The organism is Roseibium sp. R5, assembly GCF_055755305.1.
Genome location: NZ_CM146910.1, coordinates 496,626 through 521,208, shown reverse-complemented (window position 1 = coordinate 521,208; position 24,583 = coordinate 496,626). Strand labels below are relative to the sequence as shown.

Sequence of the window (24,583 nt, the reverse complement as noted above, 5' to 3'; positions counted from 1 at the left end):
CTCCCGTCAAATGTTCCTAAAGAAAACTACGGGATCAGCGTGGTGAAAGGCAATTGTCGAAGCGCTTAGCCTTTGGCCTTTTTCTTCGGTCGTAGGACATGCACGTGATCTGCATCATACAGCGCGCTGTCTCTGAAATCCTGACCGGGCTTCAAGGCGTGACCAACGAAGGTCAACGCAGTGCGTGTGATCTTTGCTGCCCGCACCTTTTCCGCAATCGTTGACAACGTCCCGTGAATGAAGGCCTCATCCGGCCATCCGACACGATAAGCAACGATAACCGGGCAATCTGCACCGTAGTGTGGCGCGAGTTGCCGCTCGACTTCGCGCAGGTTCCGGATGGACAGGTGGATTGCAAGCGTTGCGCCGCTTTTCCCAAGCGTGTCGAGATCCTCGTTGTTTGGCATGGCCGAGGATTTCATGGCCGTCCGGGTCACAATCACGGTTTGCGCGACTTCAGGTATGGTGAGTTCTGTTTTCAGCGCTGCGGCTGCTGCGGCAAAGGCCGGGACGCCTGGTGTCACATCATAGTCGATACCGAGTGCTTCCAGGCGGCGCATCTGTTCGGCCGTCGCGCCATAGATCGATGGATCACCGGAGTGGACACGGGCCACATCCTGGCCGTTCTCGTGGGCGGTCTGGATTTCAGCAATAATCTCGTCGAGGGTCATAGGCGCCGTGTCGATCACCCGCGCGCCTTCCGGCGCTGCAGCGACAATCTGTTCCGGCACCAGCGAGCCTGCGTAGAGACAAACGGCGCAGTTCTGAATGAGCCTCAAGCCACGAACGGTGATGAGATCTGGATCGCCGGGACCGGCGCCAATGAAGTGAACGGTCATGCGGTTTCTTCCGTTTTTTGGTCTTTCGGGGCGTCGATACGTTTTGCATAACCGCGCGGCGTATAGACGAACTTCCTGCCGTCTCCCCGTTTGACCGCCTTCGAATTGGACGACCCGACCATGACTGTCGTCAACATGTCGACATCATCCACTTCAAGTTCGGCCAGTGTCAGCACGCGCAAGGTTTCTTCCGGGCGGCCCAGATTGACACCGAGCACAACCGGCGTTTCCGGCGGTCGATGTTTCAGCAGGATTTCCTTGGCAGCAGCCAATTGTGTCCGACGCCGCTTTGACACTGGATTGTAGAAAGCAATCACAAAGTCCCCTTCAGCCGCTGCGTTGAGACGCTTTTCGATCGCTTCCCATGGAGTGAGTAGATCGGATAGCGAGATCGCACAGAAGTCATGGCCGAGGGGTGCGCCGATCTGCGCTGAACACGCCTGAAGGGCGGAGATGCCGGGTGCGTTGGTGATGCTGACTCGTTTAGCGGCATCGGACACGCCGCCGTTGTCTGCGTCGCGATCCAGAAGTTCGTAAACAAGGGCTCCCATCGCGTAGATACCGGCATCGCCAGACGAAATCAGCGCTACGTTCTTGCCTTTGCCTGCCTCTTCGAGCGCAAACCGCACGCGGTCTTCTTCCGCGCCAAGAGGGAAATTGTGGTGGGTCTTGCCCGTGATGTGAGAGGCGACGATTTCAAGGTAAAGCGAGTATCCTACGACATCGCTCGCTGCGGCGAGAAGACGGGTTGCCTGCGGCGTGCGCCAGTCGTCCTTCCCTGGGCCAATGCCGATCACCGACAAGTGGCCGCGGCCACGGCCAACTGTCATTCCGTCAAGCGGTTCCAGCGCACGAGTGATGGCGCATGTGGCGTTTGCGGTCTTTTGTTTCTCGACCACCAATCGGCCTTCGCGGCCAACGGCCGCAAGTGCTGCGCCTTCGGCCACACCATGGCAGCGCACTTCAGAGTAGACCACTTCCGACGGGTTCTTGAGGCGCGGCTTTTCAAGCTCCAGCGTTTCCGCCGGGAAGAGACGTAAGGGGGCATCCAAATGGGCGGCCAACGCATTCATGGCAGCCTCATCGGCTTTCAAGTCGATGGTTGCGACACAGGCGACAGCGCCCTTTGCAACACCTTGAACTGCGAGATGTGTGTCAACCAGGTCGATCAGTTCTTGTGGATCACAGCCGCGGGCACAACCGACGCCAACCACATACCGCTGCGGATGATAGACAAGCCGAGTTGGCGTCCCGTCGACTGGTTCATCGGTTGCCAAAAGCGTCAGTTCGGCATCCTCGGAAATGGTCAGTTTGTCCCGCTTCAACCAGTCTGCGGAGCCCAATACCTGAACCGGCGCGCCGGACAGTAGCTCAGCCATGACCGGCTTGGCGTCTTCCGGGTTTGCGAGCTTCCAGCCCTTGGGCGGTGCATCCAGCGCGATACCAAGGGCGGTGTCGCCTGCGGTGGTGATCGCCGCATGGCCGCCAAGGGCTTTTGCCAGAAGGCGCGCCAATTCGTTGGCCCCGCGATGTCCGCCGAGTAGCGGGAGGATGCTGGAGCCATCTTCGGACACGGCCACAACCGGCGGCTCGGTCCGCTTGTCTGACAGGATCGGAGCCAGGGCCCGGATCAGAATGCCGCTGGCGCAAAAGCCGATGATCGGATGTCCGGCCCTGAACAGCATCTGAATGTGTTCAATCGTCTCGTTGAACTGCGTGTCGGCGGTCGGTACACGGCCGGCAAGGCCATGGATGCGCGCCGTCGAAAACCGCTTGGCGATGTCTTCGGCCGTATCCAGACCAGCTTGGTTCAGGACGAGAAGGATGGGGGAAGCGTCCACGCTTCGTCTCCCTTGTAGATGAGTATCATGGAAAAATACGGGGCTTTGTCCGTATCAAGATCTTGAAGCCGATAGACCTTCTGCTCTGGCAGGCTTGCGCGTTCTACATAGCCGGCCTGGTCGAGAAGGTTCATGTCTTCAAGAAGTGCTTTCAACCGCGGCAAATGTCGGCCCACCTTCATGATGGCAACTGCCTGGGCTTCTTCGATCTTGGCGCGGATATCAACATCGGGTAGCGGGCCAGGAATGACAGTCAGAACGTCATTGCGGGACGTCAGTGGCCGCATCAGCTGCGCTGCGCAAGCGGTCAAGGAGGTCACGCCCGGCACAACTTCACTCGGGAAACGTCCGGATAGGCGGTCGAACAGATACATGAAGGACCCGAAGAAAAATGGATCGCCTTCACATAGCACGACTACATTTTCACCGGTTTCCAGAACCTCTGCGATTTCTACAGCGGCCTTATCGTAGATTTCCTGCGCAGGAAAGCGGTCGACGCGCATTGGCACAACAATCGGGATCTCCCGAGCGCCTTGCGGGATCGTGTTAGCTGCGATCGACCGCGCAAAGCTCTCGCCGGTATCTGGAGCTGGATAGGCAATCACCCTGGCCGATGAAATCAGCCGATGCGCTTTTAAGGTCATCAGTTCCGGGTCACCCGGTCCAAGACCAATTCCATAGAGCGTGCCGCTCATGACTTCACAAAACTCCACTGGGTGACCGGCATTGCCGGCCGCCATCCGGTTAGCCCGCCGACTGCGCTGGCGCGCTGAACGGACAACCGTTTCAAATCGCCGCCGTGTTGCTGATAGGCATTCAGGAGAACTGCTTCGCTTTCAAGCGTGACAGCGTTCGCGACCAAGGTTCCCCCAGGTTTCAACGCGGATAGGCATGTTTCAACCATGTTGTCCGCAGTCAGGCCGCCGCCGATAAAGATCGCATCTGGCTCAAACAAGCCGTGCAATCCGTCCGGCGCGGTCGCATCAATCAGGTCAAGATGGGGGACGCCAAGGGAACTCGCGTTTTCCGCTGCCATCAATCGCCGTTCTTTATGGGGTTCGAGGCCAATGGCTTTTGTTCGATCCGCTGCGCGCAGCCACTCGATCGCCACTGACCCGCACCCGGAGCCAACATCCCACAAAAGCGCACCTGGATAGGGCTTAAGTGCTGCGAGGGTCACCGCCCGCACTTCCTGTTTGGTCATCTTGCCATCGTGACGGAAGGCCTCATCCGGTAGGCCTGGAACACGAGAGTGGACAGCGGTACCGGAGGTCGCAACAACTTCGATACCAAGGGTGTGAAAGTCAGCGGCGTCTCCCGACCATTCCTTCGCGATGCCCGAAACAATCCGCTCTTTTTCACCACCAAGATGCTCAAGGACGGTCATGCGACTCGCGCTATAACCTTCATCTTGCAACAGCTTGGCAATTTCGCGCGGCGCATGGCCATTGCTGGTCAGAACCAGCAAATGTGCTCCGGGGTAAAGGTGGCAGCGCAGCCGGTCAACCGGCCGCCCGTGAACGGAAAGGCATTCGCACTCCTGAACCGCCCAGCCCAGACGCGCTGCAGCCAGCTGGAACGCGGAAGGTGCCGGGAAAACGGTCATTTCCGCGGACGGGAAATGCCGCGCGAGGCTGGAGCCAATTCCGTACCACTGCGGATCACCGGTCGCGAGCACGGCGACAGAGCGGCCTTTCAGAGCTGCCAAGTCCTCAAAAACCTTGGCAAACGGCGAGGGCCACAGGCGCTTTTCGCCGAATATTCCCGGAACCAGATCAAAGTGGCGGGCACTGCCATAGACGATTTCCGACCCGTCCAGCGCAGTTTGCGCGGCGGCCGAAAAGGAGCCGTCTTCGCCCAGTCCGATCAGGGTCAGCCAGGGGGCGTTCATGTGTCCCCCAGTTTGTAGGGCCGGATGGCGACTTTGGTGGTCAAATGTTCTGGTTTTCCATCATCTGACACAACCGGCTGTCGTTTGCCGCGAGACATGTTCGGTTTGCCCGAAGATCCATCTTCGAACGGGGTGTGAACGCCCGGCTGGGAAAGAAATCCACGGGACCGCAACGCTTGTGGTTTGCTGACGGATTTCAGTGTGGGCTTGCGATCATCGATGGTCATGTCACCCCTCTTCCGGCAAACCGGCGGCAAGTGCATTTACAGCAGCGGCTGCCATGGCCGAGCCACCTCGGCGGCCCTTGACGGCAAGGTAGGGAACGCCAAACGGATTGCTGGCCAGCGCATCCTTGGATTCCGCAGCGCCGACAAAGCCCACTGGAAAGCCAAGAATGACCGCAGGTTTCGGTCCGCCTGCAGCAATCATCTCAAGTAGATGAAATACCGCTGTTGGGGCATTGCCAATCGCGACAATTGCCCCGTCCAGCCGATCGCGCCAGAGCTCGACAGCAGCGGCTGACCGGGTCGTTTTGAGCTCAGATGCAAGGCCGCGTACAGATGAGTCATTCAATGTGCAGATGACTTCGGAGCCTTCCGGGAGGCGGTTCTTGATAATGCCGTGCGCCACCATCTCCACATCGCAAAATACCGAAGCACTCTGCGAGAAAGCTGCTTGTGCTGCTTCTAGAACGTCATCCGACCACATCAGATCTTGTGGTAGATCGGTCATGCCGCAGGAATGGATCAACCGGACAGCCGTTGGATGCAAGGCCTTTGGCAAATGCGAAAGGTCTGCTTCTTGCCGCACGATGGAAAAGGATTGGCGGTAGATTGCCGCCGGGTCCGTCTCATATGCGTATTGCGGCGTGTCATCGGCTGGCAAAAGCGTCACTCAGGTGTCCGTGTTATCGGGTTGCGCGGCAAGTGTAATTCTAAATACGGGTGCCGCTAAAACAGCAATTCGTAGGAGCTCGTTTTGGATTATGACGCCGAATTTTCCGCAGTTTCAGCGGGCTCAGCATCTGCTTCGTCGCTGTCGGCTGCATTGTCCTTGTCTTTCCGGCCCGCCCAAGCAACGACACCGGCAATGAGAGCTGCACCTGCAAGCGCAGCGGCACCAGCCCAATGTGCGTGCCCAGCAAGTTCGCCCAAGTGGCCCGCGTGTGCAAATGCGGCTGAAGGTGCTGATAACGCGAACACGGCAGACAGGATTATCCTGTGGGTCATGGTCTCTTCCAATCATAGTGCCGTTTAGGCAAACAAGAATGCGGCTGTCCGGAAAGGAAGAAAGACACGCCGATTTGGCTGCAGCTTCGACTGCATGCGGGGCGATTTGCCTTCAACAGCTCCGGCATTGGCCCCCGGTATGGGTCAGCCGCATCCAGAATCTCTCTCAGTCCTTATTAGGACGCCGTCAGATCGGCGCACAGTACGGGAGGGTCTTGCGGTGATCAAGCATCAAAACGACACGTTATTGACGGGCACCGCCATACCTATTTGGTGAGGAAACTGAGCCCTGCAATCAGTTGCGTCAAACAGCCAATTTACAACGCCTGTTAAAGGCGGTAGGGGTTTTTACGTAGCCTGTGGAGGGGCTCAGGCCGGCGTCTTGCCGGTATTTCCAGCGCTCCGATGCGTTTGGAAACGGCGGGTGGCTGATTTGGTCATCCGCCACTCCTAAGTCCTCTAATTTTTTCCTTATCTGCGGCGGGCGACGAGCAGAGTGATGTCGTCAAACACCGCTGCCGACCCGATATGCGATCTAAGATCGGCAATCATCGCCTCCAACATCCGTGCGGCGTCCTTGTGGCCATGGTCCTTGGTGCTCGCGATCAACCGATCCAATCCGTACATCTCGCCCTTGGTATTTTCCGCCTCTGTAACACCGTCCGTATAGAGGACAACCGTGTCTCCGTTCTCAAAGGGCATAGGCAGCGGGCGCACGAATTCCGAGATGTTGTCTTCCAATCCAACCGGAAAACCAAGATCCAGTGTGTCGACCGTTTCCACGGCACCTGAGCGCCGCAGCAGTATCAACTCTTCATGCTGGCCAGTCAGCGTCAGTTTGTCGTGTTCAATATCCAGGAAACACAAGGTCAGGTGCTTGTCGGTCTTTGTGCGTTTGATGTTGCGGCAGATCGCATTGTTGAGCGCAACAAGAAACTGTTTTGGGTCGCTCGGGCCCTGTTCTTGAAGGGCGACGGCAACCGACTGCACCATCAGCATTAGGACGCCGCTTTCAAGGCCATGGCCGGTGACATCGCCGATGCCGATTTTGACGCGGTCCCCTAGCTGCAGGACGTCGTAGTAATCTCCGCCGACTTCATCGGCAGGTTCCATAAACGCGGCGACTTCCAGCTGATCAATCTCACCCAATTCGTTTTGCGTAGGTAAGACCATCATCTGTATCTGCCGCGCAACTTCAATTTCGGCTCCGAGACGGACATTTTCAGAAGCCAGCTGTTCGTTCAGGTGGCTGATTTCAGAGTTCGCCGCTTCCAGGTCGCCGTTCATCTTGTGGAAACGATACGCCTGACGCCATTGCAAACCGGCAAATGCAATCCCGAAAGCACCAGCGCCTGCGAAATAGGTCAGCAAGTACTTGAAGGACCAAAAATTTTCCGCGATGGGCTGGTCAATCGTGATGGCTTGGATGCCGCGGATATCGCCGACCACCCAGTCCGTTTTTGGGCTCTCAGGATGCGTATTGTGGCAGGCGACACATGAAGCTCCCATGTATACAGGAGAGGCGATTTGAACCTGGCGGTCGAACAAGGACCCCGTGAAGCCGATCTCCAGGTCCTTGGGATCCCGGGTCTCCCGGAAGTCAGCCAAGGCCTTTTGCTCAAAAGCGGTGAGTTCGTAAGGCTCGCGTTCTGTGAACGGCAAATCGGAGACGAACCGGTATTCAAGCGTACCTTGATCGCCGATGACGTCCCCGAGCTCAATTGACAGCGTTGCTGGAATGGGAATTCCGCCATCCCGTTCGTGGTATTCATGCGTCGGTTGAATGTCACCGCTTGCGCTTTGCACGCGCCCGACGACATTGCGGGCGTAGTACGTCCGGATCTCGGTGATTGCCTTGTCGAGATCAATGGCTTGAGAGCGGAGAGACTGGTCGGAAATCGTGCGCAGGTCCATCCAAACGGCGACCGGCAACAAAGCGAGCGCCAGCAGAACAACCACTGCGAAGACAAGCGGGCGGTCCATGAATTTGAGCCAGAAGCGATCCAGTGTTTTCAAACTGTTGTGGGTCTGCATTCTGCGTTTACCGCTCTCTGAAGTGCCATCTGAATTTGGCTGTTTTGTACACGTCTGCGCCTCGAAATGAATATAGGGGCGCCCTGGTAAATTCTAAATGACCACTGTTGAAACCGCGGATCCCGGGTAGCATCCGAGACCCTATAAAGACGGACGGTGTCCTTAGCTATTTTGCACAGTCACTTGTTTTCTCAATCTTGAAATGTCAACAAGAACTGTAACAACCTCGATCAATCGGGTGCCGTATCATGCAAGACCATCTCGTGTTCACAGTCATTGCCGAAGACCGTTCTGGGCTTGTCGAGAAGATCGCTGACGTCATCGCTGGCGCAGGCGGGAATTGGATCGAGAGTTCCATGGCCCGACTTGGTGGCGAGTTTGCCGGCATCGTGCGCATCTCTGTTCCTGCCGAAAACGCCAGCCAGCTGACTGCGGCGCTGGAGGCACTTGGATCAGATGGGATCGATATCACGCTGCGTTCCGGCCAGAGCAGCGTCAATGAAGCGCTTGGAGCGTCCGCCCACCTGGATCTGGTGTCGCAGGATCATCCGGGTATATTGCGCGACATCACCCACATTCTGAGCGAGCACAAGGTCAGCATCGAGCACCTGGAAACGTCTGTTGAAGCGGGATCGATGCAGGGCGGTTTCCTGTTCAAGGCCTCGGCGGATTTGAGGCTTCCAACCGGACTGACACCTGCTCAATTGAGCGACGCATTGCAAGCAACAGCGGCGGATCTGATGGCCGACATCAGCCTTGCCGAGTAAGGAGACAGGCTGGCTCTTCCGGCACATCTGATTTTTGGAATTGTCTTTGTTCTGGATCTACCTTAAGCACTCAGCCGTTCTGAAGTGAGGGGCATCAGGATCTTGGGCGAACTCCGGCAAAACATCCGGAAATTGAATGCAGCAGTGTTTGTGCTGCTGCTGCCATTCCTGCTGTCTGCCCTTTTGCCGCAAGGCTTCATGCCATCGCTGCAAAAGGATCAGGGCTTTACGGTCGTCCTGTGTACACCGGACGGCATGAGAACCATCACCCTAGATGCCGACGGTAAAGAACTGCCGTCTGGACCGATGGGTGATGATGAAGGCAAAGCATCAAACCACTGTGTATTTTCCGGTGTTGGAGCGGTGGTCGTGCCGGTCTTGGCATCGGACAGCGCCTTACCGGTCTTCGCTTCGCTGGCAATTCCGTTCTTTGCCGAAGCGCCACGGACAAGCTCGCTGAACCGCAGCCAGAACGGGGCACGCGCTCCGCCTCTTGGGATCTGATCTTCCCGAAATCCATTTTGAAATTGATATGAACCGGACCGCCTCCAACTGTCTTTGAGTGGTGGGGCATCCGGTATGGAGATCCCATGAGTGATATCTCACAAGACGTTCGAGGTGCGTCTGCACCGAACGCGTTCTATCGCGCTGCATGGCGCTGGCACTTTTATGCCGGATTGTTTGTTGTGCCCTTCCTTATGGTCCTCGCGGTCACAGGCATGATGATGATGTTCATCGGTTACCTAGATGGCCGTGACGGCGAAAAAATTACCGTGTCTGTCCCTCAAGATGGTCAGCCGCTGAGTGTGTCCGAACAAGCGAGCCAAGCCCTGAAGCAACAGCCAAACGGGATTGTTGTGGAATGGCTCAAGGGGCGCGCTGACAACAACGTGTCTGTTTTCCGCGTCAAAGTAGACGGTGTTCAGTCAATGGTGGCTGTCGATCCGTATACTGGAGACGTGGTTGAAAGCTGGGAACGGCGAAAAGGCTGGTATGATTTTGCCGACGGCATCCACAGCGATCTTCTGCTCGGAACACCGGGCGACCGCCTTCTGGAGATCGCAGCCGGTTTGTCGATCGTGTTGGTGGTAACGGGTCTTTACCTTTGGTGGCCGCGTGACCGGTCCTTTGCACAGTCCGTCGTTCCAAACATGAAAGCCAGGGGACGAGATTTCTGGAAGGGGCTTCATTCCAGTATCGGGATCTATGTTTCAGTTATTTTGCTGGCGTTCTTGATCACCGGCATGGCCTGGACCGGTATTTGGGGAAGCAAGATCGTTCAGGCTTGGAACACCTTTCCTGCGGAAAAATGGAACAATGTTCCCTTGTCCGACAGCACACACGCTGCAATGAATCACGGTCCGGTTGGTGAAGTGCCCTGGGCTCTGGAGCAGACACCAATGCCGGCTTCCGGCTCAGGATCCGGGGCTTCTGGAACGCCCGAGGGCGTGCCTGTGACGATCGACAGCATCGCGGATTTGGCGGCGGCAATCGGCTTCAATGCCCGATACCGTATTTCCTATCCCCAAGGAGACACGGGTGTGTGGACCATCAATCAGGACACAATGAGTTCTGATGCTGAAGATCCCTTCTCAGATCGCACTGTCCACATTGATCAGTATACCGGCAAGATTCTGGCGTCTGTTGGGTTTGCCGACTATTCGCTTGCCGCAAAAGCAATGGCTGTTGGCATACCCCTGCATATGGGATTGGTGGGGCTTTGGAACCTGGTGCTCAACACACTCGCGTGCCTGTCCGTGATCTTCTTGTGTGTGAGTGGTGTTGTCATGTGGTGGATGCGCCGCCCGAAAGGTGCAGCGCTCCGGATCATTGCGCCGAAGACACCGGAAAACATGCCGCATTGGCGTGGCGCCATGATTTTGATGTTGTTCCTGTCGCTGGCGTTTCCACTTGCCGGAGTGACCCTTTTGACAGTCCTGGCGCTCGATTATGTGTTGGTCAAGCGCATACCGGTTCTCAGAAAGGCCTTTGGCTAATTGATGGATCGGGCTCTCTTCTGAGAGCCCGGTCTGTCTTAATCAGACCGTTTTATGCTGCCACCGACCAATCTGCCGCATCCTGTCGGGCGCCGATGAGAGCAAGGCCGTTGGCCACTGATGTCAGTTCATTGCCGCCTGAAATCCGCTCGGCACCAAAACGGTCGGCGAACATCTTCCGCACCGCAGGCACGAACGAGGTGCCGCCGGTCATGAACACCCGGTCAATTTCGTTTTCGCTCAACTTGGCGCGTTCCAGTGTGCTGTCGAGTGCGCGATTCATCTTCAAGAGATCCGGAGCGATCCAGCTCTCAAAGTCCTTCCGCGCAACGCTTGCTTTGAAATCAGGGCCGAGTGGTTTGAAGGTAAGTTCGGCTTCTTCGTTTGCTGAAAGAAGTGCCTTTGTCTCTGAGACCGATTTGTAGAGTGGATAGCCTTGATCTTCTTCGACGAGCTCAATGAACAACTCGATCTGATCTGGGTCGAGGCACCAGCGTAGCAGCTTTTTCATCTCCTTGAAATCATCGGATGTCTTGAAGATGGACAGCATGTGCCAGCGGGCAAAATTTGAGAAAAGGTTGGGCGGAATGTCCAGTGTCTTGCCCATGCTTTTGTATTGAGACCCTTTGCCGAGCTTTGGCAGTACGACGTTATCAATGATCCGGTAGTCAAAGGTGTCTCCCGCGATGCCTATGCCGCCGCGCCCCAGCGGGTGCGCGTGCATATGACCTGCTGAGGTCTCAAACCGCATGAGCGAATAGTCTGTGGTGCCGCCGCCAAGGTCCGCCACTAGGATGGTCGTATCCTGCTTGAGGGACTGAGCATAGGAAAATGCGGCGCCAACAGGTTCCATGACAAAAAGGATGTCGTCGTAGCCGAGTTTGCGGAAAGCTGAGCGATACCGCTTCATCGCGAGCTGTTCATCCGGATTGTGACCGGCAAACTCAACGGGCCGGCCTACCACCAATCGGGTTTGAGACGGATTGATCTGAGGATGGGCGCGCTCAAAAGCGGCCGTCAAGAACGTCGCCATCAGGCTCTCAAAGTCAAACGGAACGCCAAAAATGCCCGTTCCTTTAAAGGCCGCGCTCGCCGCAAAGGTTTTCAATGACTGAATGAAACGAACATCACCGAAACTTTCAAGGAACTGACGGATTGCCCAGGGGCCGACTTCAGGGTGGGGCGCTTTTGCGGCTCCCTTGTCGAGAAAGCTCAGGACGGATGGCAACGAGGTCACGGTTTCCCGGTCGCCGAGAAATGTGACCGCTTCTGCAGCCCCAGACATGGAAGCTGTCATCGCCACGGTGTTCGATGTGCCGAAATCAAGTCCAATGGTTTGCATGAAAACGGTGTCCTTCTGAAATGCATATAAAAGACCGATCGCGATAATGGCGATCTGTTGCGCAGTCTTCGTGTCAGTGATGTGGGGCGTGCGGAGTACGCTTGTTTGATGCGAAAGGCAAGCAAGGCGTTAACACCTCGAATGATCGGCTCGCTGTGATAACCGCCTGGCTCGTCTTTGGTGATCCACCTCAATGGATTCCGATACGACTGGAACTTCAAAGCAAAATTGCAGCGTTACAAAGATAAATAAATTCGAATTTTCGAAATAAAATGCATTTTGAGCTCAAAACCGCAAGAAGAAAACTCCCGAAAATTTAGGGTTAATGGCTCAAAAAATAGTTGTTGTTGAGGCGTGTTTACGAAGTTGTTCAAAATACATCGCATTAATTTAAATATTTAGCCACTTAAGGTCTTGTTAAGGTTATAAAAGCCCTAACCGCATAGGGACGATGCGGCTCTCATTGGGACTAAGCGAAACCCGGCAGGGGGTAATCGTGTCGAATAACAAAGGAAAAAAATGTCTATCGCGTTCAACGAAGAGTATTACCTTGCGAACAATCCGGATGTAGCTGCTGCAATTGATGCGGGCCTGTTCCAGTCCGCAGAAGAACACTTCAATCTGTTCGGTTGGTCAGAAGGGCGTGACCCAAACGAGAATTTCGATACATCGTTCTACTTTTCAGAGAATCCTGACGTTGCAGCGGCCGGTGTTAATCCGCTGGACCACTTTTGGGTTTACGGCGCGGCTGAGGGACGGATCCCGAACCAAACAATTGATACGCTGTTGGGCCAACCGGACATTGGTGGTGGCGACGATGCCTTCGATTCTGCGACGTATCTTGCCGCCAATCCGGACGTCCAGGCTGCTGTTGATGCTGGATCGTTCACGGCCTATCAGCATTGGGTCCTTTATGGGCAATTCGAAAACCGGGACGGGGCACAGACCCTAAGCGGGACAGATCTGTCGTCCGTAGTACTGGATACGCCTTTGGGCGGCGATGGCGATCCCGACGATGGCGATACTGGTGGTAGTACTGGCGGTGGCGGAGCCGGCGGTGGCGGCAGCAGCACGATCGGCAATACGATCATTCTCGAAGCCGGAGCATCTGAAGTGTTGGTCGGAGGCGTGCCGGTGAATGCGACAAACTCCGCAACGGATTTGAACGACACGATTTACAGCACATTCGACAACGCGGATCTGAGTGTTATCGATGCCGGAGATGGTGAGGATACGCTTATCATTACCGGCTTCAACACCTTCATAATCGACGATGTCCGGACGGACGACGCAACTGACGTGTCCGACCAACTTGATATGAGCCTGACCTCCGTTGAAAAAATTATTTTTGAGGATGTGATCGGTGAGGTCGACATCGAAGATAAGCACAACGGTGAAAACATAGAAGTTCAGGGCGAATCCGGTGCTCTGGAAGCTCTTACGAAAGCCGATGGCCAGACTTTGGTTGTCGAGAATACAAGTGGAAGCTTTTATTCCGAGATTTTTCTGTCAGACCATTCCAACCTGTCCGTGACGCTTGGGGCAAGTGATGATTTCATCATCGACCTCCAGACCGGGGATGCCTACGTTGATGCTGGTGGCGGAGACGACTTGATTGTCGTGAGTGCCGAAGCTGCGGAAACTGCCACGATAATCGGCGGTGACGGCAGCGAGGACGCGTTGATCATTGACGCGGATATCACTGAGGACACGCATTATGTCTTCACCGATGCAAGCGGAATTGAATACCTGGACATCTATGAAGACGACTCGCACACGACGTCGGTCGATCTCTTTGATGGTATCAGGTTTCTCGGCGTATTTGAGGGAAGTGGACCCCAGGACAGTTGGATATACGGTACCGCAGACCAATGGAACAACATCTTTGAGACCAACTTCGAAGACACAGGTGCGGCGAAAACCCTTGTGCTAACGGCAGAAGGGGACATTGACTTTTCAAGGTACGATGTTGACCTCTCCGGTTTGGGCTTTGGAGGCGCGGGCGGGGTGTTGTTGTCTTCCGGCAACGACTCGCTGACCCTGAGCGCAGAGAATGCCTTCTATGTCGCTGACGATGGCGGCTTGATCGATGGCGGCGACGGTACTGATACACTGATAATGGCGGATGAGCTTGAAGATCCGTTTGATCTGGATGCCGTTCGAAACTTTGAAACCATCCAATTGACGGGTGGTGATCAGGGACTGATCATTTCCGACAATACCACTGCATCTGGCGCAACAACGGTATTTGATGCCTCTGGTCTTACCGGTGGATTGTTCTTCTGCGGGTGCGATGAGCTTGATGGAGCTCTTGAAGTGCTTGGCTCGAACTTCGGGGACTTTATCATCCTCGGTGCGGGCGCGGATACCGCCACGCTGGGCAGCGGTGATGATGTGGTGCAGATCGTCGAAGTCGAAAACGGCACGCTTGTCTTCGGAGCAGACACGATCAACGGGTTCACGGTTGGAGTTGATCCAAGTTCCGGCGACGCAATCTCGTTCTCTAGAGACGATGTGGACTTTGGTGATACGACAGAGCTCACCTTCTCGACCATTCACGGCGATGGGGCCAATACCGACATATCTGCATTGATCGATCGTGGCTCCGTGTCCGTTCTGGATGTTGCTGCGGGCGCTGATGTCGATGATGCCGCAGAGCACCATATCATCAACTTCACTGATACCATTGGCATAAGCTTCGCGGACGCAATCGGTGCTGGAACTGTTGATGTCAATGATGGTGGAGCCTTGGCCGCTGACACCGCAGTTCTTGTCACGTATTTTGACTCGGATGCTGGTGCCGCGATTATCGGATATATCGACGATCTGGGTGGCAACAACCTCCTGGACGCCACAGACACCGTCAATACGATTGCAAGTGTCGGTATGACGGCAGCAGATTATGCCAACTTTGCAGTGAACTCGTTGATGTTCGACTAAGCATAAGATCATTGCCCGTCGGGTCTCCATAACCTGGCGGGCAATTTTTTGGGAAGTCTTGAACGAATTCTTGGCACCGGACCCGTCTTCGGGCGGTTCATAAGTCATGCCAAATGCCACCGCCTGTAATAATCAGCGGTGTTTTCTAAATTCAGTTTTCAGAGGTAATGGCGGACAGAGAGGGATTCGAACCCTCGATACGGTTGCCCGTATACACGCGTTCCAGGCGTGCGCCTTCAGCCACTCGGCCACCTGTCCGTTGCAAGCAGTGTCCCGCTTGAGTGGGCGCAATATACTGATGCGGCGGATGAAGGCAAGCATCTCATGAAGTTTTTTTTATCCAATCGGTCTGAGCTTGGGGATAGCTGATTGGAACACGGCGAAATGTTTGAATTTATGCCGAAAAATGCGGGTTTGATTATCTGATTTTTGAAGCAATGAAGTCGGAGATTTTCGCTGAAAGCAGGCGCTTCTATGGATGTGAGTTGGCTATTATGATCGAACTCATTTGGTCGATGGAATCTCGGTGGTCCAATAGCCGTGCCTATCATAACGTTAGGGCAGAGCATGATTGCAGTGCTAAAGCCGGAAACACAAAAGTGTTAGCTGACAATACTTGATCAAGAAATTAACGATATTACTTGAGGCCTGTTCGCCTTTAGTCAAATTGCATATGTGCAGCGAGCAAGGTCAAATCTGGAATTTTGAAATAACACAGAAAAATATAAAATATGACGGTACGGCAATGATAAGTATTGTGAAGTTTTTATTGCGCATGTTCGGTTTCGGATTGCTAGCAATTGCGATTGTTGTTGGCATTGCAGACGCAAGCCGTTCGATTGCAGAATCGCAAATTATGTTCAAGCCACTCGGTCAGCTTTGGTTCGAGATGTCACCCGAAACGCTTAATTTATCTCAAGCTGTGATTCAGCGGTATGTCCATCCGACTGTTTGGGATCCGATGCTTCAAACGGTTTTGACGTGGCCGGCATGGGCCGTCTTTGCTGGGATCGGGGTGCTATTCTTGCTCATCGGCGCCAGAAGGCAAAAGCGCCGTTTTCGCTATGCTTAGCGTGTATAGCATTGTGAGCTTCAGTGAGCATTGGCCCCTGACCGTAGACAAGCTGCAAAATAGATCCACATAATTTGTCAATCGGTATTCGCCTGCACTGGATCGCAGGTGCGTACTCCTGTCATCAAAACCTGGAGCGCGATCATGTCTTTCATGACAATGTTGAGCAAAAAGTTCTCACTTCCGACCTCTGCAGAGGCACTTCCAGGCCGCGCAGAAGCCATTGTGCCGGGTGAGGCGCATTTTGTGAATGGAAACTCGATGACGGGGCCGTATCCGGAAGGGTCGGAAACCGTTCTTTTCGGGATGGGATGTTTCTGGGGCGCTGAACGTCTGTTTTGGACGTTGCCCGGCGTCCATGTGACAGCTGTCGGTTATGCAGGCGGGATCACACCAAACCCAACCTACCATGAAACCTGCACCGGCCGGACAGGTCACACGGAGGCAGTACTGGTCGTTTATGATCCCGCTCAGGTCACGCTTGGAGATCTCTTGAAGGTTTTCTGGGAAAATCACGACCCGACACAAGGCATGAGGCAGGGCAATGATACCGGCACCCAGTACCGCTCGGCGATATACGTTCCGACAGACGCGGCGTTGAGTGAAGCCAATGCATCTATGGTCGCGTATCAGAAAGCGCTTCATGACAGCGGTATCAAGAATGCGATCACGACTGAAACCAAGAAGCTCGACGAGTTCTATTTCGCCGAAGATTACCATCAACAGTATCTTGCGAAAAATCCGGGCGGATATTGTGGGATCGGTGGAACCGGTGTCGCGTGTCCAGTTGGGCTCACCTCGGCTGAATAGGACCGGTCTTGGACGAACCGCAACCCGGTTCTAGAATGGGTTTTTTTCGGACGGCCTGACGAATTCGTCAGGCCGTTTTCAATTGTTACAAAGCACTTGGAAGTGGCGAAAATCCGGCATGTGTGTCCAAACATTAAGTTCCGAAATTTCAGAGTTTATTAAATTGCCGCAGGGATAATTACGCCAAACGTGTTGGTGATTTGGCAAAAAGTTGAGCAATTCCACAAAGCGCTTCGTTGCTCTTTATTTCCTGGGAAGCAGTTTGATCGTGCTTCTCGGGACATTGGTGCCATCAGGGAACGGTCCGGTGGTCGTATTTGCGAAGCCATGGGGGGCGTCCGCCCTTGAGGTTGTCGCGAAAGCGGAAGGTCGGATCATGGCGGCGCCAACTGCAACCTGGTTTGCTTTGAGCCAAAGTGCAGACAGTGATTTTGTTCAGCGCCTCTATCAGTCGGGCGCCGGATTTGTTGCGTCCTCTGCCGTTGCCTATGCCTGTGCACGAATAACTGGCACACCCATGGAGACCCAGTAATGAATAACATGGTATCGGCCGCATCTGGCCTGGACGTCTTGCGGGAAAAGTTCTCCCGGATCGTGATTTTTTTCACATGGTTTAACGTCTTTCTGGTCATCGGAACTGCGTGGGTCGTGGGGAATGTCTCTTTCGTGACCATGTGCGGCGGCGCACTATTGCTGGGCGTTGCAGCAACAGCCACCTGGGTCCGGTTTGGCATTGGCGTGGAAACGCGTTTGGCAACTGCTATGTCACTCGCTGGATTGGCGGCCTTGTTCGTTGCAGCACTTCACACACCGAATGTCGAAGCCTCTTACCAACTTGATGGGCACATGTATTTCTTTGCCGTTCTGGCGGTGTTGACGGGGTGGGTCGACTGGCGCGCTCTTGTGGCATACGCGGGCGTGGTCGCTGTGCATCACCTGGGTTTGAACTTTGCAATGCCTTGGGCGGTGTTTCCGGCGGGGGCAGACTTTGGCCGGGTGGTCTTCCATGCGATCATCGTTGTTGCCGAGGTAGCTGCGCTTTGGTGGATCACAGATTTCATCGCAAAGGCATTCGCAGCATCGGATGAAGCTCGCGAGGAAGCCGAGGCCGCGCAAGCTGAAACACAGTCTCTGCAAACGCAGGACGAGGAACGCGCAGAAGTCGAGCGTGCCAAGCAAATGGCCATTACAGAACGCATCGGGCAGTTCCAGTCGGAGATTGCTACAAAGCTGAACGGCGTAACGGCGAAAGTCGAAGAGATGCGCGGCTCAGCACAGGAACTGGGCCAAATTGCCGAAGACACGACGGTTCGCGCCACTTCTGTCTCTGATGCCTCCGAAACGGCTTCGTCCAATGTCCAGACAGTTGCTTCAGCGGCCGAAGAGCTGAGCAGTTCGATCAGCGAGATTTCGCGTCAGGTTGAGCAGACGACCGGCATCGTGATGAAGGCGACTGAAAACGCACAGACCAGCAACCAGAAAGTTGCCGGGCTTGCGGAGGCTGCGAACCGGATTGGCGAGGTTGTGACCCTCATTCAGGCAATCGCTGAGCAAACAAACTTGCTGGCGCTCAATGCCACGATCGAGGCCGCACGTGCCGGCGAGGCGGGCAAGGGCTTTGCTGTTGTTGCGGCTGAAGTCAAAGAACTGGCAACTCAGACGTCCAAAGCAACGGAAGAAATCGGCGCACAGATTTCCGCCATCCAGGAGGAAACCAAAGGTGCCGTTGAATCCATCGGGGCCATCGCGTCCACAATGGATGAGGTCAACAGCTATACGGCGGCCATCGCGGCCGCGGTTGAGCAGCAAGGTGGTGCCACACAGGAGATCTCGCGCAATGTTGCGGAAGCTGCAGACGGCACCGGCCGGGTGGCGACCAACATTGGCGATGTTCGGGAATCGGCAGAACGTACGGGCGCCTCGGCGCGCTTGATGGTCGATGCAACCCAGATGCTCAACGAGGAAGCTGATGATGTGAAGCGTGCAATTGATACCTTCCTGAAGGACGTTGCGGCTGCCTAAACCGCAACGGACTATTTTGGTCTGACTGCAGCAGCTCATGTCCAGTTGCGTGTGACACAATTAGATGGCCGGCAAAGAGTTTTGCCGGTCATTTTCGTTTTTCCGGGACGAAAGACTTGACCACATGACGCATGAGTGCAATCTGCCGCCTCTTATGGACCGTTAGCCTTCGCTCAGTTCGGTCTAATTTACGGCATAAACCACCCTCTCGAACCTCGGCGTCAGCAGATGTCAACGCGCACTATGAAAACCGGATCAGTCTTGCTGCTCGACGTTTTGAAGCGCCGGACGGCGACGTTGTTCGAAGCGCCGGTCGACGTGGTGACCTGCGCGCGTTTGGAAGAGGTCGACGGCTGCCTAAGGCAGATGGAGCGTGCACAACAGGACGGGTACTATTGTGCTGGTTATCTGGCGTATGAACTCGGGTTTGCCTTTGAGGAAAAACTCAAAACGCGCTTTGAAGAATCCGGCGAACCGCTTCTTTGGTTCGGGCTGTACGAAGAGCGCCAGGATCTCACGCACGATGAGGCTTTTGACGTCCTGAACGCGGACACCGCGAATGCTCCGCGAGGCTTCAGCAAGCCATCTTTTGATATGGCGATCGAAGACTACGAACGTGCGTTCGCAAAGGTCCAGGATCACCTTTCTAAAGGCGATATCTATCAGGTCAATCTGACGCTTCGGGCCAAATTCGGCCATCAAGGCGCCCCGGCGGTCTTGTTCCAGGACCTTTTGAAACGCCAGCCGGTGGAGTTTGCAGCTTATTTGAAGTTGGAAGACCGGACCGTATTGTCGTTATCACCTGAGCTCTTCTTGGAGCGCACCGGAACGACGTTGCGGACACGGCCCATGAAAGGCACAGAACCACGCGGCAGGTTCGCTTCTGAAGATGCCCGTATTGCACGAGACCTTGCTCAGGATCCCAAGCAGCGATCAGAGAACATCATGATCGTTGATCTGATGCGCAATGATCTTTCCAGAATTGCAGAAACAGGATCCGTAAAGGTCACGAAACTATGCGATGTTGAGCGGTATCAGAGCGTTCAGCAGATGACGTCGACCATCGAGGCTCAGGTTCCGGCAACAAGCGGATTTGGGGACATCGTCCGGCAGCTGTTTCCGTGTGGTTCCATCACAGGTGCGCCCAAACTAAGCGCCATGCAGATCGCTCATAACCTGGAAACGGCACCTCGCGGGGTTTACACCGGCTCGATCGGATTTCTCGCACCAACTGGTGATTTCTGCTTGAACGTGGCTATCCGCACACTGGTTCTGCGGCAAGATGGAACGGGAGAAATTGGGACCGGATCCGGCGTTGTATTTGATTCCAAGGCGCAGCACGAATACGACGAATGTGCTTTGAAATTGAAATTCATGACGGAAGATCTGCCTGAGTTCGACCTCATAGAGACCATGGCGTATGATCCAGAGGTTGGGTACCTGCTGCTTGAGCGTCATATGCAGCGGCTACAAAAGTCCGCAGAATACTTCGGGTTTCAGTTTGATTTGCAAACCGTTCTGGATCGACTGGAGACCGCCGGCGAAGCCTGTCGCGGCTCGCAGCGTGTCCGGCTGTTGTTGGGCCGTGCAGGCGACATTTCCATCTCTTCAACGGAGTTGCCGCCAGCGGACCGCGGATCTGTTTTCAATTTGGTGCTCGCAAAAGAAACCACGCGGTCCAGTGATCGTTTCCTCTATCACAAGACGACCAACCGGTCCTTCTACGACGAGACCCGAACTAGGTATCAAGCCGAAACAGGGTGCCAGGAAGTTATTTTCTTGAATGAAAGCGGCTATCTCACTGAAGGGTCCTATACAACACTGTTCCTCAAGGTCGACGGCAAGCTGCTGACACCGGCGCTGGAACACGGCGTATTACCTGGAACGTTTCGTGCGGGGCTGCTGGAGGCCGGTTATGCAGTTGAGGCCGATCTGACGCCGGAAGATTTGGAAAGAGCCGAGGCGGTGTTTGTCGGAAACTCTGTCCGCGGCTTGGTCAGGGCTCGCATGATTGCGGCCGAGAAAGCCGAACCGTCATCGTCGGCACTTGAGGGCATTCCGGTTCAAGAGACGCGGCGCTTGGGATAATTCTGCTGTCAGCCTGATGCTGCTGATACATCCCACGGGATAACGTCGAGCTCAGGCCATAGCGCTTTCATTCGTGCCGCCTTCTCCGCGTAGGTTTCCGGATTGGGCTGGCTATAGTTTGGGACCAGCCGCATCGCGAAAATGTTTGCAAGTCCAAATGGCGCGTGAATGCAAATCTGATCGTCCTTACCGAGTTGCGCAGCCACAGCATGGGTCCGCGCAGCGTAAGTCGTGAGCGAATCCATCGCACAATCGAGCGGCCTGTAGGGCCTACCGAATCTCTGTTTATACCAGAGATGGACACGGGCCTGATTGCGGACTTCCACGAGCTCTCCAAGGTCCGGAAGTGCGGACTGCACCTGTTGGATCACCGCATCCTCACCTTCGTAAGAAAGGTCGCGTGCATCGAAATAGATAACGTCATAGTCCTTTATCCCGTGATCTAAAGGACGGTCTGTGATGACGTTCCAGATGGTCTGGTAAATACCGCCCGATACAAGCCAGCCATCGCGGATCTGGAGGTCTCTGATGCATCGGAGAATATCCATAACACGCGGTATTTCCTGAAGAATATCGGCCAACGCTTCGACGCGTTCGAGCTCCGTTGTTTCGGCAATATCCGCAAGAAGACAGAAGTCTTTGGTGCACGTTTTGGAAGGAAGCATGCGATGTCCTTACGCGAGAAAGGCATCTATCGTTAGGCGATTCTCGCCTGCCTGTCTTCACGCAGGCTTGTGCGCACCAGCCATCAAACATGCTTTCGCTCTGTGGGGGAGCGGTTAAAATTGACGCGGGGTTTCAACTTGATCTGATTGGCCACGGCGCCAATGTTATTTCATTGTGATTTTGAGGAGGCGCCTATGGCACGGCATTTCAGACGTACATCAAAGAGGTTTTGGTTCCGGGCAGTGCCCGCGGTGACAGCGTTGGTCGCAACAGCAATCCTGACCCTTCCGGCAGATGCACAGAGCCGGCGAGCGAACTCCACATCATTGACTTGCGCGCAAGCACAGTCACTGATTGCTCAGCGTGGCGCTGTTCTGATGAATACTGGTCCCAATACATTCGACCGTTACGTCAATGATCGTGGATCTTGTCAGGTCAACGAATATGCGAAAACCGACTTCATTCCTACGAAGGACAAAAAGAAGTGCGCGGTGAAACGCTGCGAAAGCATTACACCATTCTCTGTCCCGTAAGACTGGAGCCAAACAATTTGCGCTGCCGCTACAACCTACGTGCGGCAGCGCAATAAGTGTTAGCCGCGCAGCGTGCCGCCGGTGGCTTTCTCAACGTTGGCGATCACCTTCTTGGCAACCGCGTCGATTTCTTCATCCGTCAGCGTCTTTTTGCGTGGTTGGAGAACAACGTCGATCGCAACAGACTTTTGCCCTTCTGGAACACCGGCCCCTTCGTAGATATCGAAGAGTGTAATGTCTTCGATGAGGCTCTTGTCGGCCCCGCGGGCAGCCTTGAGGATCTTGTCGGCGGTGACCGCGCTATCTACGAGGAACGCAAAATCGCGGCGAACCGGCATCAAATCGGAAGCATTCAGGGACCCCTTGGAGCGGCCTGCCTTGGCTTTTGGCTGCGGCAAAGCATCAAGATGGATTTCGAAAGCAACGAGCGGCCCTTCGATGTCTATCTTCTGCAAAATGCGCGGATGGACTTCACCGAACATGGCAAGCGTGTTCTTCGGACCAAGCTTCAAACACCCGGAGCGGCCTGGATGAAAAGTGTCCGGTGCATCGGTGAATACCTGGAGCTTGTCGACCGGCGCGCCGATCGCTGCCAGCGCCGCTTCCGCGTCAGTTTTGGCATCAAAGACATCAACTGCGGCTGATGTGCCGGACCAATGGCGTCCGCTTCCAGACATCTTCGCGGTTCCACGGCGTACGCCAGCAGCCACGATCTTTTGTCCCTCTGGCGCATCGGACTCGAAGACCTGGCCGATCTCGAAGAGGGCAACGTCACCATAGCCGCGATCAGCATTGCGCTGCGCCGCCATGAAAAGGCCTGGCAGCAGGCTCGGACGCATGTCTGACATCTCCGGTGAGATCGGATTTGCCAAAGCGAGCGTGTCGTTGCCGCCACCGAACAGAACGGCATGGTCTTTCGGAATGAAGGACCATGTGACGGATTCGTTGAACCCGCGTGCGGCCAGGGCACGGCGTGCCTTGTTGCGGCGGATCTGGCTCGGTGTCAGCACGGTCTTGGCGACAGTGCCAAGGCGTGGCAGAGGCGTTGACGGGACACGATCCAGGCCGACGATCCGGGTCACTTCTTCAACCAGATCGGCCTTGCCTTCAATATCTGGGCGCCAGCTGGGTGCAGCCACTTTGACAGTGTCTCCGGAACCGGAAATCCAGAAACCGAGCGCCTTCAAGGTGACGTTTGCCTCAGCCGGTGTGAGGTCGATGCCCGACAGCCGTCTGATCTCGGAATACGGGAAATCGATGATGTTTGTGCTGTCGGGGATGTCGCCGGTGCGAATGGCTTCGGACGGCTCACCTCCGCACAGGTCCAGCACCATGCGGGTCGCGTGCTCGAGACCAGGCATCATGTAGTCCGGATCGACGCCGCGCTCAAAGCGGTAGCGGGCATCCGTATTGACGCCCAGTTTCCGGCCGGTGGCCGCAATATCATCCTCGTCCCAAAGCGCAGACTCGATCAGTACGTTGACAGTTTCCTCAGTGCAGCCGGAGGGTTCGCCGCCCAGGATGCCCCCAAGGCTTTCCACGCCTTTGTCATCCGCGATCACGCAAATTGTGTCGTCGACGTCATAGGATTTTGCATTGAGGCCGTCGATCTTTTCGCCAGTTTTGCCCCGGCGTACAACAAGATTGCCGTGCACTTTGTCTGCATCGAAAACGTGAAGCGGGCGGCCCTGGTCGAAGGTGATGTAGTTGGTGATGTCGACCAGGATGTTGATCGGCCGCAAGCCGATCGCCACCAGGCGGTCCTGAAGCCACTGTGGTGACGGGCCGTTCTTGACGCCTTTGACCATCCGCAGACCGAAAGCCTTGCACATTGGCTTGGTGTCGCCGAAGTCGAATGTCACGTCGACGGGGCAGGGATAAGCGCCGCGGATCTGCTCATGCGAGCGTTCCTTCAGCTTGCCAAGGCCGGCCGCCGCGAGATCGCGCGCAATACCGTAAACGCCAGTACAATCAGGACGGTTCGGCGTCAGGCCGATCTCGATCACAGGTTCGTCCAGGCCTGCCCATTCGGCATAGTTCACACCAACAGGGGCATCGTCTGGCAAATCGATGATGCCGTCATGCTCGTCGGACAGCTCCAACTCGCGCTCCGAGCACATCATCCCGAAGCTTTCCACATCGCGGATCTTGCCGACGGATAGCGTAACATCCAGGCCGGGTACATAGTCGCCAGGTTTTCCAAGAACACCGATGAGGCCTGCACGGGCGTTGGGCGCACCGCAGACAACCTGGACTGGCTCGCCGTCCCCGGTATCGACCTTTAAGACGCGCAGCCGGTCTGCGTTCGGATGTTGTTCGGCTTCCAGGACTTTCGCGATCTTGAAAGGCTTGAGGCGGTCGGCGCGGTTCGTAACCTCTTCCACCTCCAGGCCGATCATGTTCAAGCGGTCCAAGATGTCCTCAAGGCTGGCATCCGTGTCCAGATAGTCCTTGAGCCAGGACAGAGTGAATTTCATAACAAGTCTCTTTATCAATCATGCGGCGCAGGCCG

Annotated in this window: 20 protein-coding genes and 1 tRNA gene; 9 read left to right on the top strand and 12 right to left on the bottom strand. The window is 55.4% G+C overall.

Features of this window, described 5'->3' with window-relative positions; all coding sequences use genetic code 11:
* Nucleotides 1–65 precede the first annotated feature (65 nt).
* From cobM to AC0J4F_RS02390, 8 genes are all read right to left on the bottom strand, one after another.
* Nucleotides 66–839 (bottom strand): precorrin-4 C(11)-methyltransferase, encoded by a 774-nt coding sequence (cobM, locus tag AC0J4F_RS02425; RefSeq protein WP_473025316.1) that lies wholly within the window; start codon nucleotides 837–839, stop codon nucleotides 66–68.
* On the bottom strand, nucleotides 836–2,680 hold the full coding sequence (gene cobJ / locus AC0J4F_RS02420) for a precorrin-3B C(17)-methyltransferase (RefSeq protein WP_473025315.1): 1,845 nt from the start codon (nucleotides 2,678–2,680) through the stop codon (nucleotides 836–838). Before cobJ ends, cobM begins: the two co-directional genes overlap by 4 nt.
* A complete protein-coding gene (cobI, locus tag AC0J4F_RS02415; protein WP_473025314.1) occupies nucleotides 2,650–3,375 on the bottom strand; it encodes a precorrin-2 C(20)-methyltransferase in 726 nt (241 codons plus the stop codon). Before cobI ends, cobJ begins: the two co-directional genes overlap by 31 nt.
* The gene (cbiE, locus tag AC0J4F_RS02410) at nucleotides 3,372–4,571 is read right to left on the bottom strand and encodes a precorrin-6y C5,15-methyltransferase (decarboxylating) subunit CbiE (protein WP_473025313.1); all 1,200 of its coding nucleotides are present in this window, start codon (nucleotides 4,569–4,571) and stop codon (nucleotides 3,372–3,374) included. The genes cobI and cbiE overlap by 4 nt, the downstream gene beginning before the upstream one ends.
* On the bottom strand, nucleotides 4,568–4,798 hold the full coding sequence (locus AC0J4F_RS02405; protein ID WP_473025312.1) for a hypothetical protein: 231 nt from the start codon (nucleotides 4,796–4,798) through the stop codon (nucleotides 4,568–4,570). The genes cbiE and AC0J4F_RS02405 overlap by 4 nt, the downstream gene beginning before the upstream one ends.
* A 1-nt stretch (nucleotide 4,799) precedes the next feature.
* On the bottom strand, nucleotides 4,800–5,465 hold the full coding sequence (locus AC0J4F_RS02400; protein ID WP_473025311.1) for a precorrin-8X methylmutase: 666 nt from the start codon (nucleotides 5,463–5,465) through the stop codon (nucleotides 4,800–4,802).
* 89 nt (nucleotides 5,466–5,554) lie between these two features.
* Nucleotides 5,555–5,800, bottom strand: a complete 246-nt coding sequence (locus AC0J4F_RS02395) for a DUF6732 family protein (protein ID WP_133948915.1) — start codon at nucleotides 5,798–5,800, stop codon at nucleotides 5,555–5,557.
* Nucleotides 5,801–6,271: 471 nt separating this feature from the next.
* Nucleotides 6,272–7,834 (bottom strand): SpoIIE family protein phosphatase, encoded by a 1,563-nt coding sequence (locus tag AC0J4F_RS02390; protein WP_133948913.1) that lies wholly within the window; start codon nucleotides 7,832–7,834, stop codon nucleotides 6,272–6,274.
* 248 nt (nucleotides 7,835–8,082) lie between these two features.
* On the opposite strand from AC0J4F_RS02390, the gene AC0J4F_RS02385 reads away from it, so the two are divergent.
* The 3 genes from AC0J4F_RS02385 to AC0J4F_RS02375 all read left to right on the top strand — a co-directional run bounded on the left by AC0J4F_RS02385 (nucleotide 8,083) and on the right by AC0J4F_RS02375 (nucleotide 10,598).
* Complete coding sequence (locus AC0J4F_RS02385) at nucleotides 8,083–8,601, top strand: glycine cleavage system transcriptional repressor (RefSeq protein ID WP_473025310.1); 519 nt, start codon at nucleotides 8,083–8,085, stop codon at nucleotides 8,599–8,601.
* 102 nt (nucleotides 8,602–8,703) lie between these two features.
* Nucleotides 8,704–9,105, top strand: a complete 402-nt coding sequence (locus tag AC0J4F_RS02380; protein WP_428528692.1) for a DUF2946 family protein — start codon at nucleotides 8,704–8,706, stop codon at nucleotides 9,103–9,105.
* 86 nt (nucleotides 9,106–9,191) lie between these two features.
* Entirely contained in the window at nucleotides 9,192–10,598 is a 1,407-nt protein-coding gene (locus AC0J4F_RS02375; RefSeq protein ID WP_473025309.1) for a PepSY-associated TM helix domain-containing protein, read from the top strand.
* 52 nt (nucleotides 10,599–10,650) lie between these two features.
* On the opposite strand, the gene AC0J4F_RS02370 is transcribed toward AC0J4F_RS02375, so the two are convergent.
* A complete protein-coding gene (locus tag AC0J4F_RS02370; RefSeq protein WP_473025308.1) occupies nucleotides 10,651–11,940 on the bottom strand; it encodes an Hsp70 family protein in 1,290 nt (429 codons plus the stop codon).
* A 519-nt stretch (nucleotides 11,941–12,459) separates the two neighbouring features.
* Between AC0J4F_RS02370 and AC0J4F_RS02365 the strand changes: the two genes are divergently transcribed.
* Nucleotides 12,460–14,880 (top strand): hypothetical protein, encoded by a 2,421-nt coding sequence (locus AC0J4F_RS02365; RefSeq protein ID WP_473025307.1) that lies wholly within the window; start codon nucleotides 12,460–12,462, stop codon nucleotides 14,878–14,880.
* Between the two features lie 168 nt (nucleotides 14,881–15,048).
* On the opposite strand, the gene AC0J4F_RS02360 is transcribed toward AC0J4F_RS02365, so the two are convergent.
* Nucleotides 15,049–15,138, bottom strand: a tRNA-Ser gene (locus AC0J4F_RS02360).
* Nucleotides 15,139–15,496: 358 nt separating this feature from the next.
* Between AC0J4F_RS02360 and AC0J4F_RS02355 the strand changes: the two genes are divergently transcribed.
* From AC0J4F_RS02355 to pabB, 5 genes are all read left to right on the top strand, one after another.
* The gene (locus AC0J4F_RS02355) at nucleotides 15,497–15,952 is read left to right on the top strand and encodes a hypothetical protein (protein ID WP_473025306.1); all 456 of its coding nucleotides are present in this window, start codon (nucleotides 15,497–15,499) and stop codon (nucleotides 15,950–15,952) included.
* Between the two features lie 144 nt (nucleotides 15,953–16,096).
* A complete protein-coding gene (gene msrA, locus AC0J4F_RS02350) occupies nucleotides 16,097–16,762 on the top strand; it encodes a peptide-methionine (S)-S-oxide reductase MsrA (protein WP_166672696.1) in 666 nt (221 codons plus the stop codon).
* 211 nt (nucleotides 16,763–16,973) lie between these two features.
* Nucleotides 16,974–17,294 carry a hypothetical protein gene (locus AC0J4F_RS02345; protein ID WP_209002338.1) on the top strand — a complete coding sequence of 107 codons (321 nt, stop codon included), beginning with the start codon at nucleotides 16,974–16,976 and terminating at the stop codon, nucleotides 17,292–17,294.
* A complete protein-coding gene (locus AC0J4F_RS02340; RefSeq protein WP_306148190.1) occupies nucleotides 17,294–18,784 on the top strand; it encodes a methyl-accepting chemotaxis protein in 1,491 nt (496 codons plus the stop codon). Before AC0J4F_RS02345 ends, AC0J4F_RS02340 begins: the two co-directional genes overlap by 1 nt.
* 228 nt (nucleotides 18,785–19,012) lie before the next feature.
* Nucleotides 19,013–20,872 carry an aminodeoxychorismate synthase component I gene (gene pabB / locus AC0J4F_RS02335; RefSeq protein ID WP_473025305.1) on the top strand — a complete coding sequence of 620 codons (1,860 nt, stop codon included), beginning with the start codon at nucleotides 19,013–19,015 and terminating at the stop codon, nucleotides 20,870–20,872.
* An 8-nt stretch (nucleotides 20,873–20,880) separates the two neighbouring features.
* Here the strand turns inward: pabB and AC0J4F_RS02330 are convergent, their stop codons facing one another.
* Both AC0J4F_RS02330 and pheT read right to left on the bottom strand, forming a co-directional pair.
* Entirely contained in the window at nucleotides 20,881–21,537 is a 657-nt protein-coding gene (locus tag AC0J4F_RS02330) for a nucleotidyltransferase family protein (RefSeq protein ID WP_473025304.1), read from the bottom strand.
* 593 nt (nucleotides 21,538–22,130) lie between these two features.
* Nucleotides 22,131–24,548: a phenylalanine--tRNA ligase subunit beta gene (gene pheT, locus AC0J4F_RS02325; RefSeq protein WP_473025303.1), complete on the bottom strand. Its 2,418-nt coding sequence runs from the start codon at nucleotides 24,546–24,548 to the stop codon at nucleotides 22,131–22,133.
* Between the last annotated feature and the right edge of the window lie 35 nt (nucleotides 24,549–24,583).